The organism is Arthrobacter sp. CDRTa11 (assembly GCF_026427775.1).
In the GTDB taxonomy this organism is placed as follows: Bacteria; Actinomycetota; Actinomycetes; order Actinomycetales; family Micrococcaceae; genus Arthrobacter.
The window spans coordinates 195,602-212,730 of the sequence record NZ_CP044532.1 but is presented as its reverse complement, the minus strand read 5'-3'; the positions used below and the strand labels follow the sequence as shown (position 1 = coordinate 212,730).

General features: G+C 63.6%; 17 protein-coding genes. 6 read left to right on the top strand and 11 right to left on the bottom strand.

What is annotated here, in order from left to right:
- Positions 1-35: 35 nt before the first annotated feature.
- Positions 36-431 carry a winged helix-turn-helix transcriptional regulator gene (locus tag F8G81_RS00940; RefSeq protein ID WP_267277176.1) on the top strand — a complete coding sequence of 132 codons (396 nt, stop codon included), beginning with the start codon at positions 36-38 and terminating at the stop codon, positions 429-431.
- 92 nt (positions 432-523) lie between these two features.
- The gene (locus tag F8G81_RS00935; protein ID WP_267277175.1) at positions 524-1,357 is read left to right on the top strand and encodes an IclR family transcriptional regulator; all 834 of its coding nucleotides are present in this window, start codon (positions 524-526) and stop codon (positions 1,355-1,357) included.
- Between the two features lie 39 nt (positions 1,358-1,396).
- Here F8G81_RS00935 and F8G81_RS00930 read toward each other — a convergent pair whose 3' ends face one another.
- The 4 genes from F8G81_RS00930 to F8G81_RS00915 all read right to left on the bottom strand — a co-directional run bounded on the left by F8G81_RS00930 (position 1,397) and on the right by F8G81_RS00915 (position 3,987).
- Complete coding sequence (locus F8G81_RS00930; protein ID WP_267277174.1) at positions 1,397-2,011, bottom strand: hypothetical protein; 615 nt, start codon at positions 2,009-2,011, stop codon at positions 1,397-1,399.
- 183 nt (positions 2,012-2,194) lie between these two features.
- Complete coding sequence (locus F8G81_RS00925; RefSeq protein WP_267277173.1) at positions 2,195-2,572, bottom strand: STAS/SEC14 domain-containing protein; 378 nt, start codon at positions 2,570-2,572, stop codon at positions 2,195-2,197.
- Positions 2,573-2,631: 59 nt separating this feature from the next.
- The gene (locus tag F8G81_RS00920; protein ID WP_267277172.1) at positions 2,632-3,210 is read right to left on the bottom strand and encodes a pyridoxamine 5'-phosphate oxidase family protein; all 579 of its coding nucleotides are present in this window, start codon (positions 3,208-3,210) and stop codon (positions 2,632-2,634) included.
- Between the two features lie 138 nt (positions 3,211-3,348).
- Entirely contained in the window at positions 3,349-3,987 is a 639-nt protein-coding gene (locus F8G81_RS00915) for an isochorismatase family protein (RefSeq protein WP_267277171.1), read from the bottom strand.
- 135 nt (positions 3,988-4,122) lie between these two features.
- On the opposite strand from F8G81_RS00915, the gene F8G81_RS00910 reads away from it, so the two are divergent.
- Complete coding sequence (locus tag F8G81_RS00910) at positions 4,123-5,088, top strand: GlxA family transcriptional regulator (protein WP_267277170.1); 966 nt, start codon at positions 4,123-4,125, stop codon at positions 5,086-5,088.
- A 50-nt stretch (positions 5,089-5,138) separates the two neighbouring features.
- On the opposite strand, the gene F8G81_RS00905 is transcribed toward F8G81_RS00910, so the two are convergent.
- On the bottom strand, positions 5,139-5,522 hold the full coding sequence (locus F8G81_RS00905; protein ID WP_267277169.1) for a winged helix-turn-helix transcriptional regulator: 384 nt from the start codon (positions 5,520-5,522) through the stop codon (positions 5,139-5,141).
- 83 nt (positions 5,523-5,605) lie between these two features.
- Here F8G81_RS00905 and F8G81_RS00900 point away from each other — a divergent pair, with 83 nt between their 5' ends.
- Positions 5,606-6,007, top strand: coding sequence for a nuclear transport factor 2 family protein (locus F8G81_RS00900; protein ID WP_267277168.1), 402 nt, complete (start codon positions 5,606-5,608; stop codon positions 6,005-6,007).
- Between the two features lie 70 nt (positions 6,008-6,077).
- On the opposite strand, the gene F8G81_RS00895 is transcribed toward F8G81_RS00900, so the two are convergent.
- Entirely contained in the window at positions 6,078-7,115 is a 1,038-nt protein-coding gene (locus F8G81_RS00895; protein ID WP_267277167.1) for a phenylacetaldoxime dehydratase family protein, read from the bottom strand.
- 33 nt (positions 7,116-7,148) lie between these two features.
- On the bottom strand, positions 7,149-8,183 hold the full coding sequence (locus F8G81_RS00890; RefSeq protein ID WP_267277166.1) for a carbon-nitrogen hydrolase family protein: 1,035 nt from the start codon (positions 8,181-8,183) through the stop codon (positions 7,149-7,151).
- A gap of 184 nt (positions 8,184-8,367) precedes the next feature.
- Here F8G81_RS00890 and F8G81_RS00885 point away from each other — a divergent pair, with 184 nt between their 5' ends.
- Entirely contained in the window at positions 8,368-9,303 is a 936-nt protein-coding gene (locus F8G81_RS00885) for a helix-turn-helix domain-containing protein (protein WP_267277165.1), read from the top strand.
- A gap of 133 nt (positions 9,304-9,436) precedes the next feature.
- On the top strand, positions 9,437-9,919 hold the full coding sequence (locus F8G81_RS00880) for a hypothetical protein (protein WP_267277164.1): 483 nt from the start codon (positions 9,437-9,439) through the stop codon (positions 9,917-9,919).
- A gap of 52 nt (positions 9,920-9,971) precedes the next feature.
- On the opposite strand, the gene F8G81_RS00875 is transcribed toward F8G81_RS00880, so the two are convergent.
- The 4 genes from F8G81_RS00875 to F8G81_RS00860 form a co-directional block, all read right to left on the bottom strand.
- Positions 9,972-10,643 carry a response regulator gene (locus F8G81_RS00875; protein WP_267277163.1) on the bottom strand — a complete coding sequence of 224 codons (672 nt, stop codon included), beginning with the start codon at positions 10,641-10,643 and terminating at the stop codon, positions 9,972-9,974.
- Positions 10,640-12,544, bottom strand: coding sequence for a DUF4118 domain-containing protein (locus tag F8G81_RS00870; protein ID WP_267277162.1), 1,905 nt, complete (start codon positions 12,542-12,544; stop codon positions 10,640-10,642). Before F8G81_RS00870 ends, F8G81_RS00875 begins: the two co-directional genes overlap by 4 nt.
- Positions 12,545-12,607: 63 nt before the next feature.
- A complete protein-coding gene (locus F8G81_RS00865; protein WP_267277161.1) occupies positions 12,608-14,584 on the bottom strand; it encodes an amino acid transporter in 1,977 nt (658 codons plus the stop codon).
- A 163-nt stretch (positions 14,585-14,747) separates the two neighbouring features.
- Positions 14,748-17,048: an FdhF/YdeP family oxidoreductase gene (locus F8G81_RS00860; RefSeq protein ID WP_267277160.1), complete on the bottom strand. Its 2,301-nt coding sequence runs from the start codon at positions 17,046-17,048 to the stop codon at positions 14,748-14,750.
- Positions 17,049-17,129 lie beyond the last annotated feature (81 nt).

The window sequence follows — 17,129 nt, the reverse complement described above, 5'->3', positions numbered from 1 at the left end:
ACCGGCGGTACGCACTTTTTGGTAAGCTCCTTTGCATGGCACAAACACAACTCCCTGATCTGGGACTGCCCCTGGGCGATGACAACGTCTTTGCAGAGAACTGTCCGTCCAGGGTCCTGCTCAGCCACGTCACCAACAAGTGGGGAACCCTGGTGCTGATAGCCCTGTCGGCGGGCACCCTGCGGTGGAGCGAACTCTGCCGCACCATCGGCGGTATCAGCGAAAAGATGCTGGCGCAGACCCTTCGCACCCTGGAAGCTGACGGACTGGTGCACCGGGATGCCAGGCCCGTGGTGCCGCCCTACGTGGAGTACAGCCTCACGGACAGCGGGCAGGAACTGAGCAGCCACCTCATCCCGTTGGTCCAGTGGGTGGCCATCCATGCCCTGAAGAGCCCAGATGTAGAAACCCCGTCACACTTCCCGGTCTAGGATCAGCATTGCGGAACCAACCGAAATCACGCTGCAGGCGGCCTGTTGACGGGTAAACAGGCCGCAGAAACTACCACTTGGGAGTATGGATCATGGCTTCGAAGACTGACCCTGAATCTGAGAATGACGCTGAAGGCGGGCAGCACGGCGGCGTTCAGTCCGTGGACAGGGCCCTTGCGGTGCTGGAAATCCTGGCCCGCGACGGCCATGCCGGCGTCAGCGAAATCGCCGAGGAAATGGGCATCCACAAGTCCACCGCCTCGCGGCTCCTCGGCGCGCTGGTCACCAGGGAGATGGTCCACCAGAACAGCGAACGCGGAAAGTACCAGCTGGGCTTTGGCGTCCTGAGGCTGGCGAGCTCCATTCCCGGCCGGCTCAGCCTGGTGCGGGAAGCCCGCCCAGTGCTTGAAAGCCTGGCCGAGCAATTCAAGGAAACCGTAAACCTGGCCGTCCTGAGGTCCAACTTCGCCGTCAACGTGGACCAGGCCATGGGCCCTTCATCGCTTGCTACCTACGACTGGGTGGGCAGCCTCACGCCCCTGCACGCGACCTCAAGCGGAAAAGTCCTGTTGGCCGCACTGTCCGTCGAGGAACGCGACCGCATCCTGAAGGAAACCGGACTGCAGGCCAGGACTCCCCGGACCATCACCAACCGAAACAAGCTCGAAGCCCAGCTGCTGGAAGTCGCCCGTCAAGGCTATGGATTGGCCTTGGAGGAATTCGAGATCGGGCTCAACTCCGTATCCGTGCCCGTCCACAACCACATGGCAACCGTGATAGGCGCCGTCAGCATCTCCGGACCTGCCTTCCGCTTTGATCCGGAAAAGGAGCCCGGGCTGCTTGAGGCGGCGAAGCAGGCCGGAGTCCAGATCAGCGCCAAGATGGGCTACACCCGGACACGCCCCTCCGACCACCCGCACGGCTGAGTCTCGTTCCGGCCCTGCCCTGTCGGGGCCGGCACACCGTCAAGGCGCCCCTGTTCGCAGGACCCGGCCGCGCGCCGCAGACGTGCTGCCGAACAAACGCCACGCCCAGATGGACGCGGTCACAGCGCCCACCAGCAAGCCTGTCAACACCCCGACCACCGTGTGTTCAATCCTCCAGTCCGCGCCGGCCGTCAATTGAAGGCCTAACAGGAGCGCCACGGCCCAGGCAACTGCCGAGCCGCCAACCCAAAGAAGCCCATCGCGCAGCGGCAGGCGGAGTGCCCACCATTGACCGCCGGCCAGCAGGAGGCCGCCAAACACGGCCATGAGCAGAACGGAAAAGCTGTCCGGGAAGACATCGCCGATGATGTGGATGAGCAACAGAGCCGCCGCGGTTCCCACGGCCCAGCGCCAGCTGGAACGGTCGGTCAGGCGCAGCAGCAGCATCTGCCCTACCCCGACCACGATTCCGGTGGCGAGCCCGTTGACAAGGGCACCGTTGATACCGGCGGGATTGAACGCTTCCCCGTTGTTGGGAGGGAATGAACCAGGAAAATGAAAGATGACGCCGGATACGGTGAAACCTGCGGCTGTCACGGCGAACCAGAGAACCGTGAAAAGCAAGGGTTTTGTCGGTTTTGCATTCCGGTTCATTGCACGCCTCCTGGCAGGTGGGCGGCCCCCCAGTGCCTGGTGTCCATGCTATTCCTCCCTCAGATAACCCGGAATACGTGGAATGGCCGAGCGTCCCGACAACCCGCGCTGCCGAAACGGGACCAGGTTCAATCCGTGCGTTCTGCAAGCACCTGTATCAGGAGGAAAAATCGCAAGCCCGACTCAGTCGGTGGGATCCTGCAGGAGCCAGCTCATCGCTTCGGCCCGGTCCGTAAAGAAGCGCGTGGGGCAGGGATAGGAGCCGGCGGGGCGGAAGTTGGCAAGGATCCGGTCAACGGGAGTCGAGCCGAGCAGCGCAATCCGGGAAGCCGCAGATGGGGCTGAGAATGCTTCACGTGCGTCGTGGCTGACATCCATGGTGCCGCCCATGTCAACCAGCAACGGGTGGGGTACTCCCTGGCAAACACCATCCAGGCTCGCCATTGCAGCGGTGACGTCTGCTACGTCAAGGCTGAGATGGCGCTGCCACGTCAGGTTTACAACGCCGTTTTCAAGAAGCTCCAGCGTGGCCTTTCCGCTGTCGATGGGGGTGTGCTTCACGGTGGACTCCTTGCCGGGCTCTGTTTAGACGATCTTAGATGACCGCCACTGTGGCCTCGTCACAGACCCTGCAGGCTCTCCCTTGCGGGGTCGAAGTCGTAGGCGGCAAGGCCGTCGATGCTTGTGCGGTTCTTGGCGATCCGGTACCCGGCGCTGCCGTCCGTCCCTTTGCGTTCAAAGTACGGTCCAAGCAGGTCGCGATGACCTTGGAAGCTCATCAGGGGCACGCCCCACCCGCATGAATCCGAAACACGGACAACGTCAACCACGATGACGGCCCTGGCACCTGGCTTGTCGTCGAAGTGTTGGGCGAGCGACTGGAACTCGTCGTCGTACCGGCTGACTACCCGCCCCGTGCCGTGCAGGCGGACGACGTTCGGCGGACCGTCGAAGGCGCAGAACATAATCGTGATGCGGCCGTTCTCCCTGAGGTGGGCGACGGTTTCGCTTCCGCTGCCGGTAACGTCAAGCCAGGCAAAAGTGCGCTGGTCCAGGACAGCAAAAGTGCCCGGCAGCCCTCGGGGCGAGACATTGACATGACCGTCCCCCGAGAGTGGCGCAGTGGCCACAAAAAAGAGAACTTGCCGTTCGATGAATTTTCTCAGCCGCTCGTCGATTGCACCGTATACCTTGCCCATGGGAACACGGTCCCATGGGAAGGAGTGGCCTTCAAACACCGTCTCAGAAAGCGGCATCGGTGTAAGACCGCGGTAACGGGAAGTTGGGACATCCGGAAGGTTCCTCGGCTCTTCCGGGCGAGGAGCCGAGGGAGCCGGTTAGGCGGTGGCCAAGCGCGCGGCACCCGCCGTTGCGGAGTTGCCGAGATCACTTCTTGTCAGCGCCTCCCCGGCTTCCAGGGCACCTGCCCACTGATCAGTGGTGCTCACGGCTGCCCAGTTTGAATTCAACAGGGTAAGGAGAGTGGAATGGACTGTTCTTGCGTCCGCGAAACCTGCATCGTTGGCGAGGTTGATGGCCCCGGTGGCATCCGACAGAACCTCGGTGGTGAAGCCCAGCGACTCAGCTTCAACGGCCGAAGCGAGGACGCAGTTGTTGGTCATGTAACCAACCAGGGTGACGGTGTCGACGTCCTGCTCGCGCAGCCACCCAGTGAGGTCGGTGTCCGCATAAACGGAGCCATACTGCTTGACGACTCCCTTCCATGCCTCGGTTCTGCGGCCTTCGATCTCGGGGTGGAGTTCGAATTCGGGAGTGCCTGGCGCGAAGACCGGAGCGCCCTCACCTGCCCTGTGTTGTACGGCCACGATGGGGATGCCCGCGGCGGTGGCTGCGTCGACAGCCCGCGCGATCATCGGTAGGGACTCCTGGTGCGGCGGGTACTGGATCTCGAAGGGTCCGTTGAAGTACTGCTGCTGCACATCGATGAGGATAAGGGCGCGGCGAGGGGTGTTCATGGTCAAGTTCTCCCGAATAGTGGTTCGCTTGCCGCCTGGGGGCAACCATTCCATCCTTCCCGCCACGGGCGACCACTACCAGTGGCACGAATGCCGATATACGATGGATTCAGGCCAAAGCGTGAAAGGAACCGGATGCGCATCGCGATCTACGCCTTCCACGGAGTAACCATGTTCCATCTCGCTGTGCCACAGATGGTTTTCGACGAGGTCACGCGTCAGGAACTTGCGGAATGGAAGACCGTACTCTTCTCAGACCAGGCCGGCCACGTTCGAACAGCAGAGGGCTATCAGCTCGGAGAGGTCCAGGGCCCTGCTGCGGCGGAAGAGGCGGACGTTGTGGTGGTGCCCTCCTGGTTCGACGACGGCCGCGCTTCGAGCGAACCGCTGCGGCGCGTGCTTCAGGAAGCACACCAGCGCGGTGTGACAATCCTGGGGCTATGTCTTGGCGCCATCCCGGTTGCCGATGCCGGTCTGCTTTCCGGGCGCCGGGCAGTCACGCACTGGCAAGCCTTCGGATCCCTTGCTGTCCGCCACCCTGATGTTTTCCTTGATCAAACAGTGCTGTATATCGATCATGGTGACGTCTTGACGTCCGCCGGCACGGCATCCGGACTGGATGCCTGTTTGCATCTGGTCCGGGCACGTCTCGGGGCGGATGCGGCGAACCAGGTAGCCCGCAGCCTCGTCATCGCCCCGCATCGGGAGGGCGGACAGGCGCAGTACATTGAACACCCCGTTCCGCCGCGCTCCTCAGATGACCCGATGGCCCGCCTGCTTGAATGGGCCCTGGGCCACCTGGGCGAGCCCCTCAGCATCGATCGCCTCGCCGCCCAAGCGCACATGAGCCGGCGGACCTTCGTCCGCGCCTTCCGGGCAACAACAGGGACAACACCCTCTGCATGGATACGCATCCGGCGGCTGGACGCTGCCCGGCGGATGCTTGAAACGACGGACTTGTCCGTTGATCAGGTTGCGGCTGACTGCGGCTTCGGCAGCGCCGTTACCCTGCGACAAAACTTCGCAACGGCCTTTTCCACCACCCCAACGGAGTACAGGCGCCACTTCGACGCCCGGCTCACGCGTCCGACGTCGTACTGAGAACGCCAGCCCGTTCCAATGCCTCACGGGCCGCGGAAGGCAGCCGCCCTCTAAGTGAACGCAGCCGGGGTGACGCGCCTGTCGTAGGACTCGCGCGCTGACATGACGTCTTCGATGTACTCCTCCGCCCAGAGGCCCAGCGCCGTCAGTGGCTCGCGCAGGGTTTGGCCGAGAGCGGTCAACTCATACTCGACGCGCGGCGGCATCTCGTCATAGGCGGTACGGCCCACAATCCCGTCCCGCTCCAGGTCCCGCAGGGTATCGGCCAGGACCTTCCCGCTGATGCCGTCCACCGCCTCCCGCAGTTCACCGAACCTCAAGGGGCCCCCGCTCAAGGCGATGACGATCATTGCGGTCCATTTGTTGGCGATCTTCGCCAAGGAAGTCCGCGAGGGGCAGGTCGCCACCATGACATTCCAGGCAGGCACACTCACGGCATCAGGCTCCTTAGTTACGTTGATGTAACAGGTTACCGACTGTAACCATAGGCGGGTAAGCCCAAGCGAAGGAGAACCAGATGACTGACCAGACTCCGGCGGCCGTGACCGCCTCATACTTTGACGCCCTCGGACGCGGTGACGTCCCAGCGGCAATGGCACTGCTAAGCCCGGACGTGGTGTGGCACCAGCCGGGTGCGAATCAATTCTCCGGGGATCATTCGGGTATCGATGGCGTGGGCTCGTTGCTCGGCGGGATGATGGAGGCAAGCCAGGGCACCTTCCAGCTCGCCGTCACCGGACCGGCCATGGTCAATGGCGAGTTCGTGGCAGTTCCGGTCCGGTTCTCCGGCAAGCGCGGCGACGTCTCCATGGACATGTCCGGCGTAGACCTCCTCACGGTTCGCAACGGAAAAATCTCCGAAGTGCGTCTGTTCTCGGAGGACGGCCAGGCAGAAGACGCCTTCTGGGGACGCCCCTAACTCACCTGCCCGGGCGCCGCGGCCGGCAGCACCGGGACCTGTGCTGCCGGCTGCCAGGCCCTGCTGGCGGCTAAGGCCTGCTGGCGCCGAGCATGCCCGTTGTGGCGTGGCAATTGTTGTACTCGTAGTACTGCTGCCCGCGTGAGACCACTGCCACTTCATGGCTGAGGCGTAACCTGGCGCCCGCGTTGGCCTGGAGGAATTTCATGGCAGCCATAAAGATGGCGACATGGGTGGGATGGGATTCCGCCCATCTCTCCATATCCTCCAGACTGTGCCAAAAGCTCAGGCCGAAGCTCTGTTCAAGGACAGTACCGTCGCCGTCGCTGCTGGTCATGTACCTGTTCGCGTAACACCCGATAGATGCGCCGTCTGTCGTCAGGAAGTCCATCCCTGCTTTCAGTTGGGGCTCCACGTCGCCGAAATAGGACGCACGCTCTGCGTCTTCACAAAGGCTCCAGTCCTGGCCGGAGCGGATGATTGCCAGGTTGTGGTGGGGTTCCACCCGGACGATGCCGGAGTTCCCGGCGGCGTATGGGTGGCCGACAGGCTCCAGGGCCTCTGTTTGTGCAATCGGAAGGCGGTCACGCATGCTTCCCCAGTACCCGTGTTCCTGGATTTCCCCGCTGTATCCTCCTATGGCCACCCGGGCGGCCCCTTCCGGGAAGGTGTTGGCCGAGTACAGCGTCTCGAAGCCACGTGCTTCCGGGCTGAAGGCTTCGATCCAGCGCCCGTGATCTGGAGGTGTCAGTCCAACGCCAATCAGTGCCCCGCGGTGCTTCTCGAACCAGCGCCCATAGGCATCAGCATCGTCCCAGTAGGCGATGATGATCTGGTTGTCGAAGCCTTGCTCGTCCGTATGGACGGCGTACTCACGGGATATTGGTCCATCATCCTGTGCGCACAGTTCCCACATTGCAGCGGAAGCTGACCTCGCCCCGCTGGACAGCGGCCGCCTGCTTTGGACGCCGAAAAAGGCGCAGACAAGCTGGCTGACGCCTTCCGCGAAGCGCACTGAGTACGAGGGGTAAGGCGGGGTGTAGGTGTCGCCCACGCGCTTGGGCCGCGTCCGTTCCACCCGAAGGTGCGCCGGGATGGAAGATTCCATGGTCGGTTCCTGCCCGTCGCTGCCCCGATCCATCTAGAGTGCGGCCAGCGCTGGAAGGGCCGGCTCGTCCACGTCGCGGGGCATTTCAATGGCGGGTGGGGCATCTGATGGCGGCACGGTATCGACGACGGCCCGCCGAGGAGCCTTGTTGAGGATCAGCTGCGTGACGTCGGGCCGGGAGTAGTGGCCCGCGGGGTCCCCCACAGCCTTCGACACTGAAATCAGGCCCAGGTCGATCTCAGCGTAGATCAGGCCTTCCTCGCCTGCCGGAAGGGACTCGTGGAGCTGCTGGCCGTCGGGTCCGAAGATGCGGGCATGTCCGCCGCCTGTCTTGAGGAGCGCCTTCTGCATGTCTGTGGTGCACATTTCGTCCACCATGTCCTGCGAAACGGTGGCACACGGAGCCAGGACGAAACACTGGCCTTCAACGGCATAGATCCGCGAGGCCGAGGTGTTGACCTCGGGGCCTAGCGCATAGGCGCCACCTTCATAGAGTGAAAAGCTTGGCCAGGCGGCAACATGGACCTGCTCGTTCTGGGCGTACATGGCGTATTTGGACAACGGCTGCAGGTGCTCCCAGCAGCAGAGCCCGCCGATGCGGCCCAGCCTGGTGTCCCAGACGGCGAGATCGCTTCCGTCGCCTTCGCCGAAAATCGTGCGCTCCACGTGGGTGGGCTTCAGCTTGCGGCGCTGGGAGATGGTCTGCCCGTCGCTGTCGATGAACCATTGAGCGATATACAGGCTGCCCCCGCTTCGTTCGCTGAGGCCCATGCTGACGACGATGTTGTTGTCCTTGGCGGCCTTCGAGATCCGCTCAGCCGGGGGCGTGCCGTACTCCAGCGAATTATCGAAGTAGCGCTGCGTGTACTGCGGCAGCCACATCGCCGGGGCGTCCAGCCAGGCGTACCACGGGTACCCCGGGAGCCAGGTTTCAGGGAAGGCGATCAGCTCCGCACCGTTCCGGGCGGCGTCCTCGATCAGGGCCACCGACTTGTCGATGGTCTTGTCCAGGTCGAGGAATACAGGTGCTGCCTGGACGGCTGCTGCTTTGAACTGGGGGTGATTCATTGCTGTTTCCTATCGCGTGATGGGGGTCACAAAAGTGGATATGAGCTCCACACTAGGGCGCGGCTTCCCGGGTTTCTTGATCAGAAATCGCAGGGTGATTGACTGTGAGTGTCACGTTTCCAGGGCCGGCTTTTTGACAGGAGCGACGCCGGTCCGGCGGGCAACGGTGCAAGTATGATGAGTCATGGCCAAGGTGGTAAGCACAGCGGCGGTGTCTGCCCGGAACAGCGTCTCGTTTTGGACTGAAACCGTTTCTGATACTTTCGTTGACCTCGAGTGCAGATCCGGCGGCGGCCGTGAATCAATTGAGGGCGAACTGGCGGTCCAGACTCTGGCGTCGCTGGATTTGGCACGCGTGCGTGCCTCCGCTCAATCCGTCCACCGCACACCGGCTGGCATCGCGGCATCCTCCGACAACTATTACCTGGTGGGTGTGCAAACCAAGGGCTCATGTCTGGTGACGCAGGACGGGCGCTCGGCCGCAATCGGGAACGGCGCCTTTGCCCTCTACGACACCACGAGGCCGTATTCGCTCCTCCTGACCGATAACTTTGAACAGCTGGTGATCCGCCTTCCGAGGACCGTCCTGGAGCGGCATCTGCCAGAGGCTGCCAGACTCACCGCCCTTGGCGTCAGCCCCGATCCGGGCGCTGCCAGCCTGCTGGTCAATACGGTGAAGTTTTTGGCAAGCGAAATTGACGTGCTGGCCCCTGATGTCGCATTGTCCGTGTCCCAGGGCGTGGAGCATCTGATCGTCGCTGGTTTGGGCGGCCTTGCCGGAGGGATCCCCGATGCGGACCGTTTCTCCCGCCGCAAGCTGGTGCAGAACCACATCCTGGAAAACCTGCGGTACGAGTCGTTGAGCATCAGGTCCATGGCAGATCAGCTTCACCTGTCTCCCAGCAGCATCCACCGAGCCTTTGCAGCGGACGGCGAGACCGTTATGGGCTGGGTGTGGCAGCAGCGTCTGGACAGGATACGGGAGGAGTTGCTGAGCGGAAAACATCAAGGCACGCTGACGGAGCTGTCCGTTGCGTGGGGATTCTCGGACTCGGCGCACTTCAGCCGGGCCTTCCGCCAACGGTTCGGCCATGCGCCGTCGGAGTTGCTGCGCCGGTAGCCTCCCCGTACTGGTTACGAACCTAACGCCGCAGCGAAACGCCTCGTGTGATTGGCCCCGAAAGGGGTAAGTAACCAACGAAGGACGCACTTTCCCTGAATGCGTCAGGGGACAACGGCTGGGAGGTGGCCGGGTGACGGCAAGGAACTTGCCTCGACGGCGAATCTACGCCGCCTGGGCGTCCGGTCCGCTGGCCGTGGCACTCGGCGCCGCAGCGCATCTTCTGAGCGGCGCAGCGGTCCCGGGCCCCTGGGTTCTCCTGGCAATTGCCGCCTTGCTCAGCATGGCAGCGTCCATGCTCGCCGGCCTGAACCTCCGGTTCTGGGCCGTGCTCCTGGCCTCGGGCCTGGTTCAGCAAGGGCTGCATTTGGTGTTTGCCGGTTTCGCCGGCGGCACCGGAAGCACTTTGCCCGGCCATACCCACGGAGCGCTGATCTGGGAGCCGCCCTCGCCGGTTCAAACGTCAGGCGGCCACCACGCGATGGAGCTCATGTTGGACACGCACGTTGCGGCGGCACTGCTGACCGTCCTGGTTCTCACCCAGTCAGGGACCCTGATCTCGCAAGTGTCGCGGCTGCGGCGCGCACGGACCAGCCGCGTGGCAACAGATAGTTAGTCATGATTCCAACCACCAAGACCCTTCTCTGGCCGCCGATCCGGCAGTCGGGTTATTCCTGGAAGCGGTAACCCAACCCGGTTTCAGTGAGGAGATGTTTGGGGTTGGCAGGGTCCGCTTCAAGCTTTCTCCGCAGCTGGGCAAGATAGACCCGTAGGTAGGCTGTCTCGCCGATGTAGGCCGGTCCCCATACGTGCGTGAGGAGCTTCTCATGGGTGACGAGGGCGCCAGTGTTCCTGATCAGAAGTTCCAGGATGTTCCATTCGGTGGGAGTCAGCCGGACCGGCATGCCTCTCCGGGTCACCCGTTGCGCGGGCAGGTCCACTGTAAAGCTGTCGGTTTCCACAACGGGGGCCTCCCCCGTTGTCCCGCGGCGCAGTGCAGCCCGAAGCCTTGCCAGGAGCTCGTCCATGCCAAAAGGCTTGGTCACGTAGTCATCAGCCCCGGCGTCCAGGGCCTGTATTTTGTCATCGGATCCGTGCCTGGCTGAGAGGACCACGATGGGCACGCTGTTCCAGCGCCTGAGCCGGTGGATTACCTCCACCCCGTCAAGGTCAGGCAGTCCCAGGTCCAGGATGATGACGTCCACGGGGTGTTCGGCTGCCTGGTCCAGTGCGGCCTGCCCGGTGAGCGCCGTGGCGGTTGAGTACCCTCTTGCGTTCAGGTTGATCTGCAGGGCTCGCAGTATCTGGACTTCGTCATCGACGATCAGCACCGTGGTCATGGCTTCCCCGTTCCGGCCTCTGGGAGTGCCCCGGTGGAGAGCGGCAGGCGCACCACCATGGTCAGGCCTCCGCCAGGGGTCGGCTCTGCGAGCAGGACTCCGCCCATAGCTTCGGTAAAACCCTTTGCCACGGCCAGACCAAGCCCGATCCCTGTCCCTGCCGTCGTGTCATCTGCCCGTTGGAAGGGCCTGAACATGGATAGCACCTCCTCTGCCGGGATACCCAGACCATGATCGACGACGGTAAGCTCACTGGCCGGGACGTCGCCAATTCTTGCGCTCCCGGCCCCGCCCACGGTGCCGGCGATAGTGACGTCTGAATCAGGAGCATACTTCAGGGCGTTTTCGACAAGATTGGCAATGACCCGCTCCAGCATCCCGGGATCGGCATCCACGGGAGGCATGTTGCCGGGCAAGAGCACGCGGACCCGGTCTGAAGCTATGCCGCGCAGGGCCACGCCCACCACTTGGCCCCAGTAGACCGGACGGATCAATGGGGAAACAGCATCCGCGGTGATCCTGGACATGTCCAGCAGGTTACTGACCAGCCCGTCGAGCCGGTCAGCCCCGGACTCTACCGTGGCCAGTAGCTCATCCTGCTCCTCCCCGCCCAGGGTTATGGTCCTGTCACGCAGGGTGGCGGAGGCCAGCTTGATTCCGGCCAAGGGGGTGCGGAGGTCATGGGAAACGGCCCGCAGGATGGAGGTCCGCATTTTGTTTCCCTCTGCCAAGCGGAGGTTTTCACGCTGGCTCACAGACAGTTCTTCACGTTGCAGTATCGCCAGCAGGTGTGCTCCAAAAGCGGCCAACAGCCGCCGTTCATCCCGGTTGAGCTCCTTACCGGTCAGGGTCAGGATCCTGTCGGCGTCCATCTGCTCCACAGAATCTGCCTCGGAGACGGCGCCCGGCCGGGACGAACCCGAGAATTCCCTCAGGACCCAACCGCCATCCCGGCCCGGACCTGGCTCCTCCCGGGCCCACAGGGCGGCCCCGCTTACTTGGAAATGCTCCCGGACCTGATCCAGGAAGGCCGGAATGCTGTTCCCCTCAGCCACCGCCCGGCGGCTCAATTCACCCAGGATGGACGCCTCAGTGCGGGCAATGCGTGCCTCCTTGCTGAGCTTCGCGGACCTGTCTACCACCATTGATACAGCCACCGCCACCAGGACGAAGACCAGCAGGGCCAGAACATTCTCCGGGTCAATCACGGACAGCGAACCCACTGGCCTGACGCTGAAGTAGTTCACGATCAGGCCCGCCAGAACCGCTGCCAGAACGGCAGGCCACACGCCGCCGAGCAGCCCCACGCCAACCACCCCGGTCAAATGAACCAGCATGTCAGTGGACAGCTGGTCGTGCGGGAGGAACTCCAGGACGAACTGCAGCAGCGGCGGCAGACCCACAGCCATGGCAAATGCGGCCGCCTCCCGGCGCCGTCCAAGCCGCGGCCTTTTCGGGCGGGCAGCACCGGCTGGACCGGGCTCTTTGCCTATAAGGTGCACGTCTATGGTTCCGGCATTTGCCACCACGGAAGCTACCGTTCCAGGCCTGGCCTGGAACATCGACCTGCGCCGGGGCTTTCCCAGGATGATCTGGCCGGCGTCCACGCTACTGGCGAACTCAAGGAGCGTCGCGGCCACTTCCTCACCGCCGACAGCGTGGAAGACCCCTCCGAATTCCTTAGCCAGATTGCGCGACAGTTCCAGGTCTTTGCCTGAGGGCCCCGTCCCGGCTGTGCTTGTGCGGACATGCACCACGTGGAGCTCCCCGCCTTGGGCAGCAGCCAGCATCTTCACCGCCCTGCGGACGAGTGCCTCGTCCCCGGCCTGCCCGTTTACTCCGACGACGATCTTCTCCCGGTATCCGGCCGCCCCGGACGCAGCTCCCGGGAAAGATTCCATTTTGCCTCCTGCCATGGCTCCATTGTTCACTCAGGGGACCGGCAAGCCTTCATTGTCAGCGCTTCAGCCCACGTGGACCCACGGGCGCTTAGTGACGTCCGGCTCTGCTTCGCGCAGCACTTCGCGAGTGACAGGTGCGATCTCACCCTCGCCCAGGAACAGGAAGCGGAGGAGGTTCGTGAACGGGTTTCCCTCTGTCCAGCGGAAATAGATGTGCGGCATCAATCCGGTGACGTCCCGGATGTGACAGAGCACAGACGCAATGGTGTTCGGCACCACCGGGCCATGGACCTCCAGGATGCGGTATCCGTGCCGCGTCACGCCACGAACCTCCAGTGTGGTTTCGAAGTCCGAGGAATCATCGACGATAACTTCCAGGAACAATGCCTCCTGGTCCAGGGGCAGATGGCTGACCTCAATGGCGGAAGCGAGTTTATCCCGGTAAGCCTCGGCAGTAATCCGAAGCGGTTCGTGCGCGATGATCGAGATCGGCCCTTCAAGGTTGGGTGCCAGGAACTCCAATGCCTGCCGGTCCAGGTGCACGTGGGTCGCGTGCAGTTCGAAGGAACGCCGGACGCGGGAGAGCAGGGAGATCACGATGATGCCCAGGATGAAGAGCCCGGCGATCCTGATGCCATCGGGACGTTCGACGACGTTTGCCACCGTGGTGTACGAAAAAACCAAAGCGATGGCACCGAAAGCGATGGTGCGTTTGCCCTGCTTCCTGCGGCGGGCCGAGAGCGTCACAGCGACAGCCGCCGACGTCATCAGGACCAGCACGCCGGTGGCATAAGCTCCGCCCTGGGCATCGACGTCGGCCTTGAAGAGCCAGGTGATCAGGAACCCGACAAGGGTGAACACCAGCACGAGGGGCCGGACGGCCTTGGCCCATTCAGGGGCCATGCCGTAACGGGGAAGGTATCTCGGGACCAGGTTCAGCAGTCCTGCCATGGCGGAGGCGCCGGCGAACCAAAGGATCGCGATGGTGCTGACGTCGTAGAGCGTGCCGAAGCCGACGCCCAGGTATTCATGGGCGAGGTAAGCCAGGGCACGGCCGTTGGCCTGGCCGCCGTCCTGGAATTCGTGCGCCGGGATCAGCACTACGGTGATGAAGCTGGTGGTGATCAGGAACGAGCTCATGATGACTGCGGCTGTGGTCAGCATGCGGCGGGTCCCCCGGATGCTCCCCGCAGGATTGTCATCCGTATCCCCCGCGTCTCCCCGAACCTGGGGCATGACGGCCACGCCGGTTTCGAAGCCGGACAGTCCCAGTGCCAGCTTCGGGAAGACGATCAGCGCGACAGCCACCGCCATCAGCGGATTCCCGTGGGACGTCCACAAGGTTGTCCACCAGTCGCCAACAGCGACCGGGTGGTTGATAACGGCGACTATGGTCACGGCCACCACAACAGCATTAAGGCCAAGGTAGACGATGACCAAAACCACGGCCACGCCGATGGCTTCCCTGAATCCGCGCAGGAACACGGCGGCCAGCAGTGCCAGCAGCACGAGGGTGACCAGGACGTTCTGCCCATGCAGCCAACCCGGGACAAGTGGGTTCTCAATCAGGTGTTCACTGGCGTCCGCCGCCGAGAGTGTCATGGTGATCATGAAGTCCGTCGCCGCGAACCCCAGCAGGATCAGCACGAAGAGCTTGCCGCCCCAGCGCGGCAGCAGCCGCTCAAGCATCGCGATGGAGCCTTCCCCCCGCGGGCTCTCCCCCGCCACCCTGCGGTATACAGGCAGGGCGCCCAAGAGCGTGACAGCAACCAGCACCAGCGTCGCCAGCGGGGAAATGACACCGGCAGCCAAAGCCGCGATGGCCGGCTGATAGCCAAGGGTGGAAAAGTAGTCCACACCCGTCAGGCACATCACTTGCCACCACGGATGCTTCTTTTCCTGCGCCGGGCCCACGCCGCCGGGGCCCTGATGCGAACCTTTACTGTCCTGGAGGCCGGACAGCAGCCATGTCCTTAGCCCTGCCGCTGCCGTTGGCCGCGGGGCCGAAGGGTCGGCCGGAGGCCTGGTCAAGGTTGTCATCAATTCCTTTCTCCACGGCACAAAAGGAGCCGTAACAGGAATCGAAGCTAGCACCGGCACGGAAAGCACAGACCGGAACGGGAGTTTTCTTAACGCATCCTTTACGCCGCCCCGTCTATGCGAAGAGAAACGCCGGTCCCCTCCGGTGCCGCACGCCTGATCCTCAGGCGTGCGGCACGAAGCGGACGAACATGGCTTTGAAGCCTGGGGTGTTGGATTCCCGGGCGACGTTTTCCTTGTGGACCAGGGCGTTGGCTTCGGGGAAGTACGCGGCTGCGCAGCCCTTGGCCGTGGGGTAGGCCACCAGCCGGAAACTGTCGGCCTTCCGGTCCTGGCCACGGAACGTGCTGACCACGTCCACCAGGTCGCGGTCCTGGAAGCCGAGCTCAGCAAGGTCTTCCGGGTGGACCAGGATCACCCGGCGGCCGTTGGAGATGCCGCGGTACCTGTCATCCAGCCCGTAGAACGTGGTGTTGTACTGGTCGTGGCTGCGCATGGTCTGCAGGACCAGGTGGCCCTCGGGCGGGCTCAGGTACTCAAGGGGGCTGACCGTGAAGCGCCCACGGCCGATGTCCGTGGCGAAGGAGCGGGTGTCCCGCGGCGGGTTGGGCAGCACAAAACCGTTCTTCGTCCGGACCCTGGCGTTGAAGTCCTCGAACCCTGGCAGGACGCGGGCAATGTGCTCCCGGATCACGTCGTAGTCCTCGGCCATGGCCTTCCAGTCCACGGAGTGGCCCGGGCCGAAGGTGGCCTCTGCCATCCTGGCCACGATGACCGGCTCGGCGAGCAGGTGCTCGGACACCGGCTGAAGCCTGCCCTGGGTGGAGTGGACCACTGACATGGAGTCCTCCACGGACAGGAACTGGGCGCCCTTGGGGTGCTTGTCGTCCTTGTCCGTCCTTCCCAGCGTGGGCAGGATCAGCGACGTGCGGCCGTGCACAATGTGGGACCGGTTCGGTTTGGTGGAAATGTGGACGGTCAGGCCGATCCGCTGCATCCCCGCTTCCAGGGTTTCGGTGTCCGAGCACGCCAGGGAGAAGTTTCCGCCCATGGACACAAAAACGTCCACCTCGTCGCGTTCGAAGGCTTCCATGGCCTCCACGGCGTCATAGCCGTGGTGCCGCGGAGACTGGATCCCGAATTCGCCGTCCAGCGCATCCAGGAGCCACTCCTTCGGCTTCTCCCAGATCCCCATGGTCCGGTCGCCCTGGACGTTGGAGTGTCCACGGACCGGGCAGGCACCCGCGCCCGGCTTGCCGAAATTGCCCTGGAGCAGCAGGACGTTGACCATTTCCTTGATGGTGTCCACCGAGTGCGGCTGCTGCGTCACGCCCAGTGCCCAGCAGAAGATGGTGGCCTTGGACCGGACCAGCATCCCGGCCACAGTTTCGATCTGCTCCCGGGCCAGGCCGGTGGCCTTCTCCGTCTCGGCCCAGTCCAGTTCCTTGCGGGCCTCACGGTACGCGTCAAAACCGTCCGTCTGCGCGTCAATGAAGGAACGGTCGACGACGGAACCCGGGTTCCGTTCCTCCTCCAGGAACAGCAGGTGGCCCAGAGCCTGGAACAGCGCCAGGTCCCCGCCCACCTTGATCTGCAGGTACTCATCGGCCAGCGGCGTGCCGCCGCCCACCACACCGGAAACGGTCTGCGGATCCTTGAAGTTGAACAGGCCGGCCTCAGGCAACGGATTCACCGCCACCACCTTGCCGCCCTTGTCCTTGCATTCCTTCAGCGCCGAGAGCATCCGGGGGTGGTTGGTGCCGGGATTCTGCCCCACCACAAAAATCAGCTCGGAATCATGGATGTCATCCAGCGACACCGTGCCCTTGCCGATCCCGATGGTCGGGTTCAGGGCCGAGCCGGAGGACTCGTGGCACATGTTGGAGCAGTCCGGCAGGTTGTTGGTTCCCAGTGCCCGGGCATACAGCTGGTACATAAATGCTGTTTCGTTGGCTGTCCGGCCCGAAGTGTAGAACACGCAGCGCTCCGGCGTGCTGGCCCGGACATGTTCGCCGATCAGTTCAAACGCGTCAGCCCAGGAAATCGGCGAATAGTGGGTTTCCCCCTCGCGGATCACCACCGGTTCACTCAGCCGGCCCTGGTTGCCCAGCCAGTACTCCGTCTTCCCGGCCAGATCGGCAATGGAATGCCGGGCCCAGAATTCAGCCCCCACGGTCCGCAGGGTGGCTTCCTCGGCCACAGCCTTCGCACCGTTCTCGCAGAACTCAGCGGCCTTGCGCTTCTTGTCCGACTCCGGCCAGGCGCAGCCCGGGCAGTCGAACCCGCCGCGCTGGTTGAGCCGCAACAGCGACTGTGCCGTCCGGGGCACCCCGGCCTGGGCAACGGCACGCTCCAGGGCCACAAACACGGCTTTAACGCCGGCGGCCTCGGTCTTGGGCTTGTGGACGGAGAGCTCGTCCTCGTTGATGTCCGCGACGGGGGCGGGCTGTTTCCCGAACTTCATTGTTCCAACTTCCTTACCGGCCAAATTCTTGTATGTACTGTTGCTTGTTTCGTCGCCACCAAGGCGCGCCGGGCATTTCCC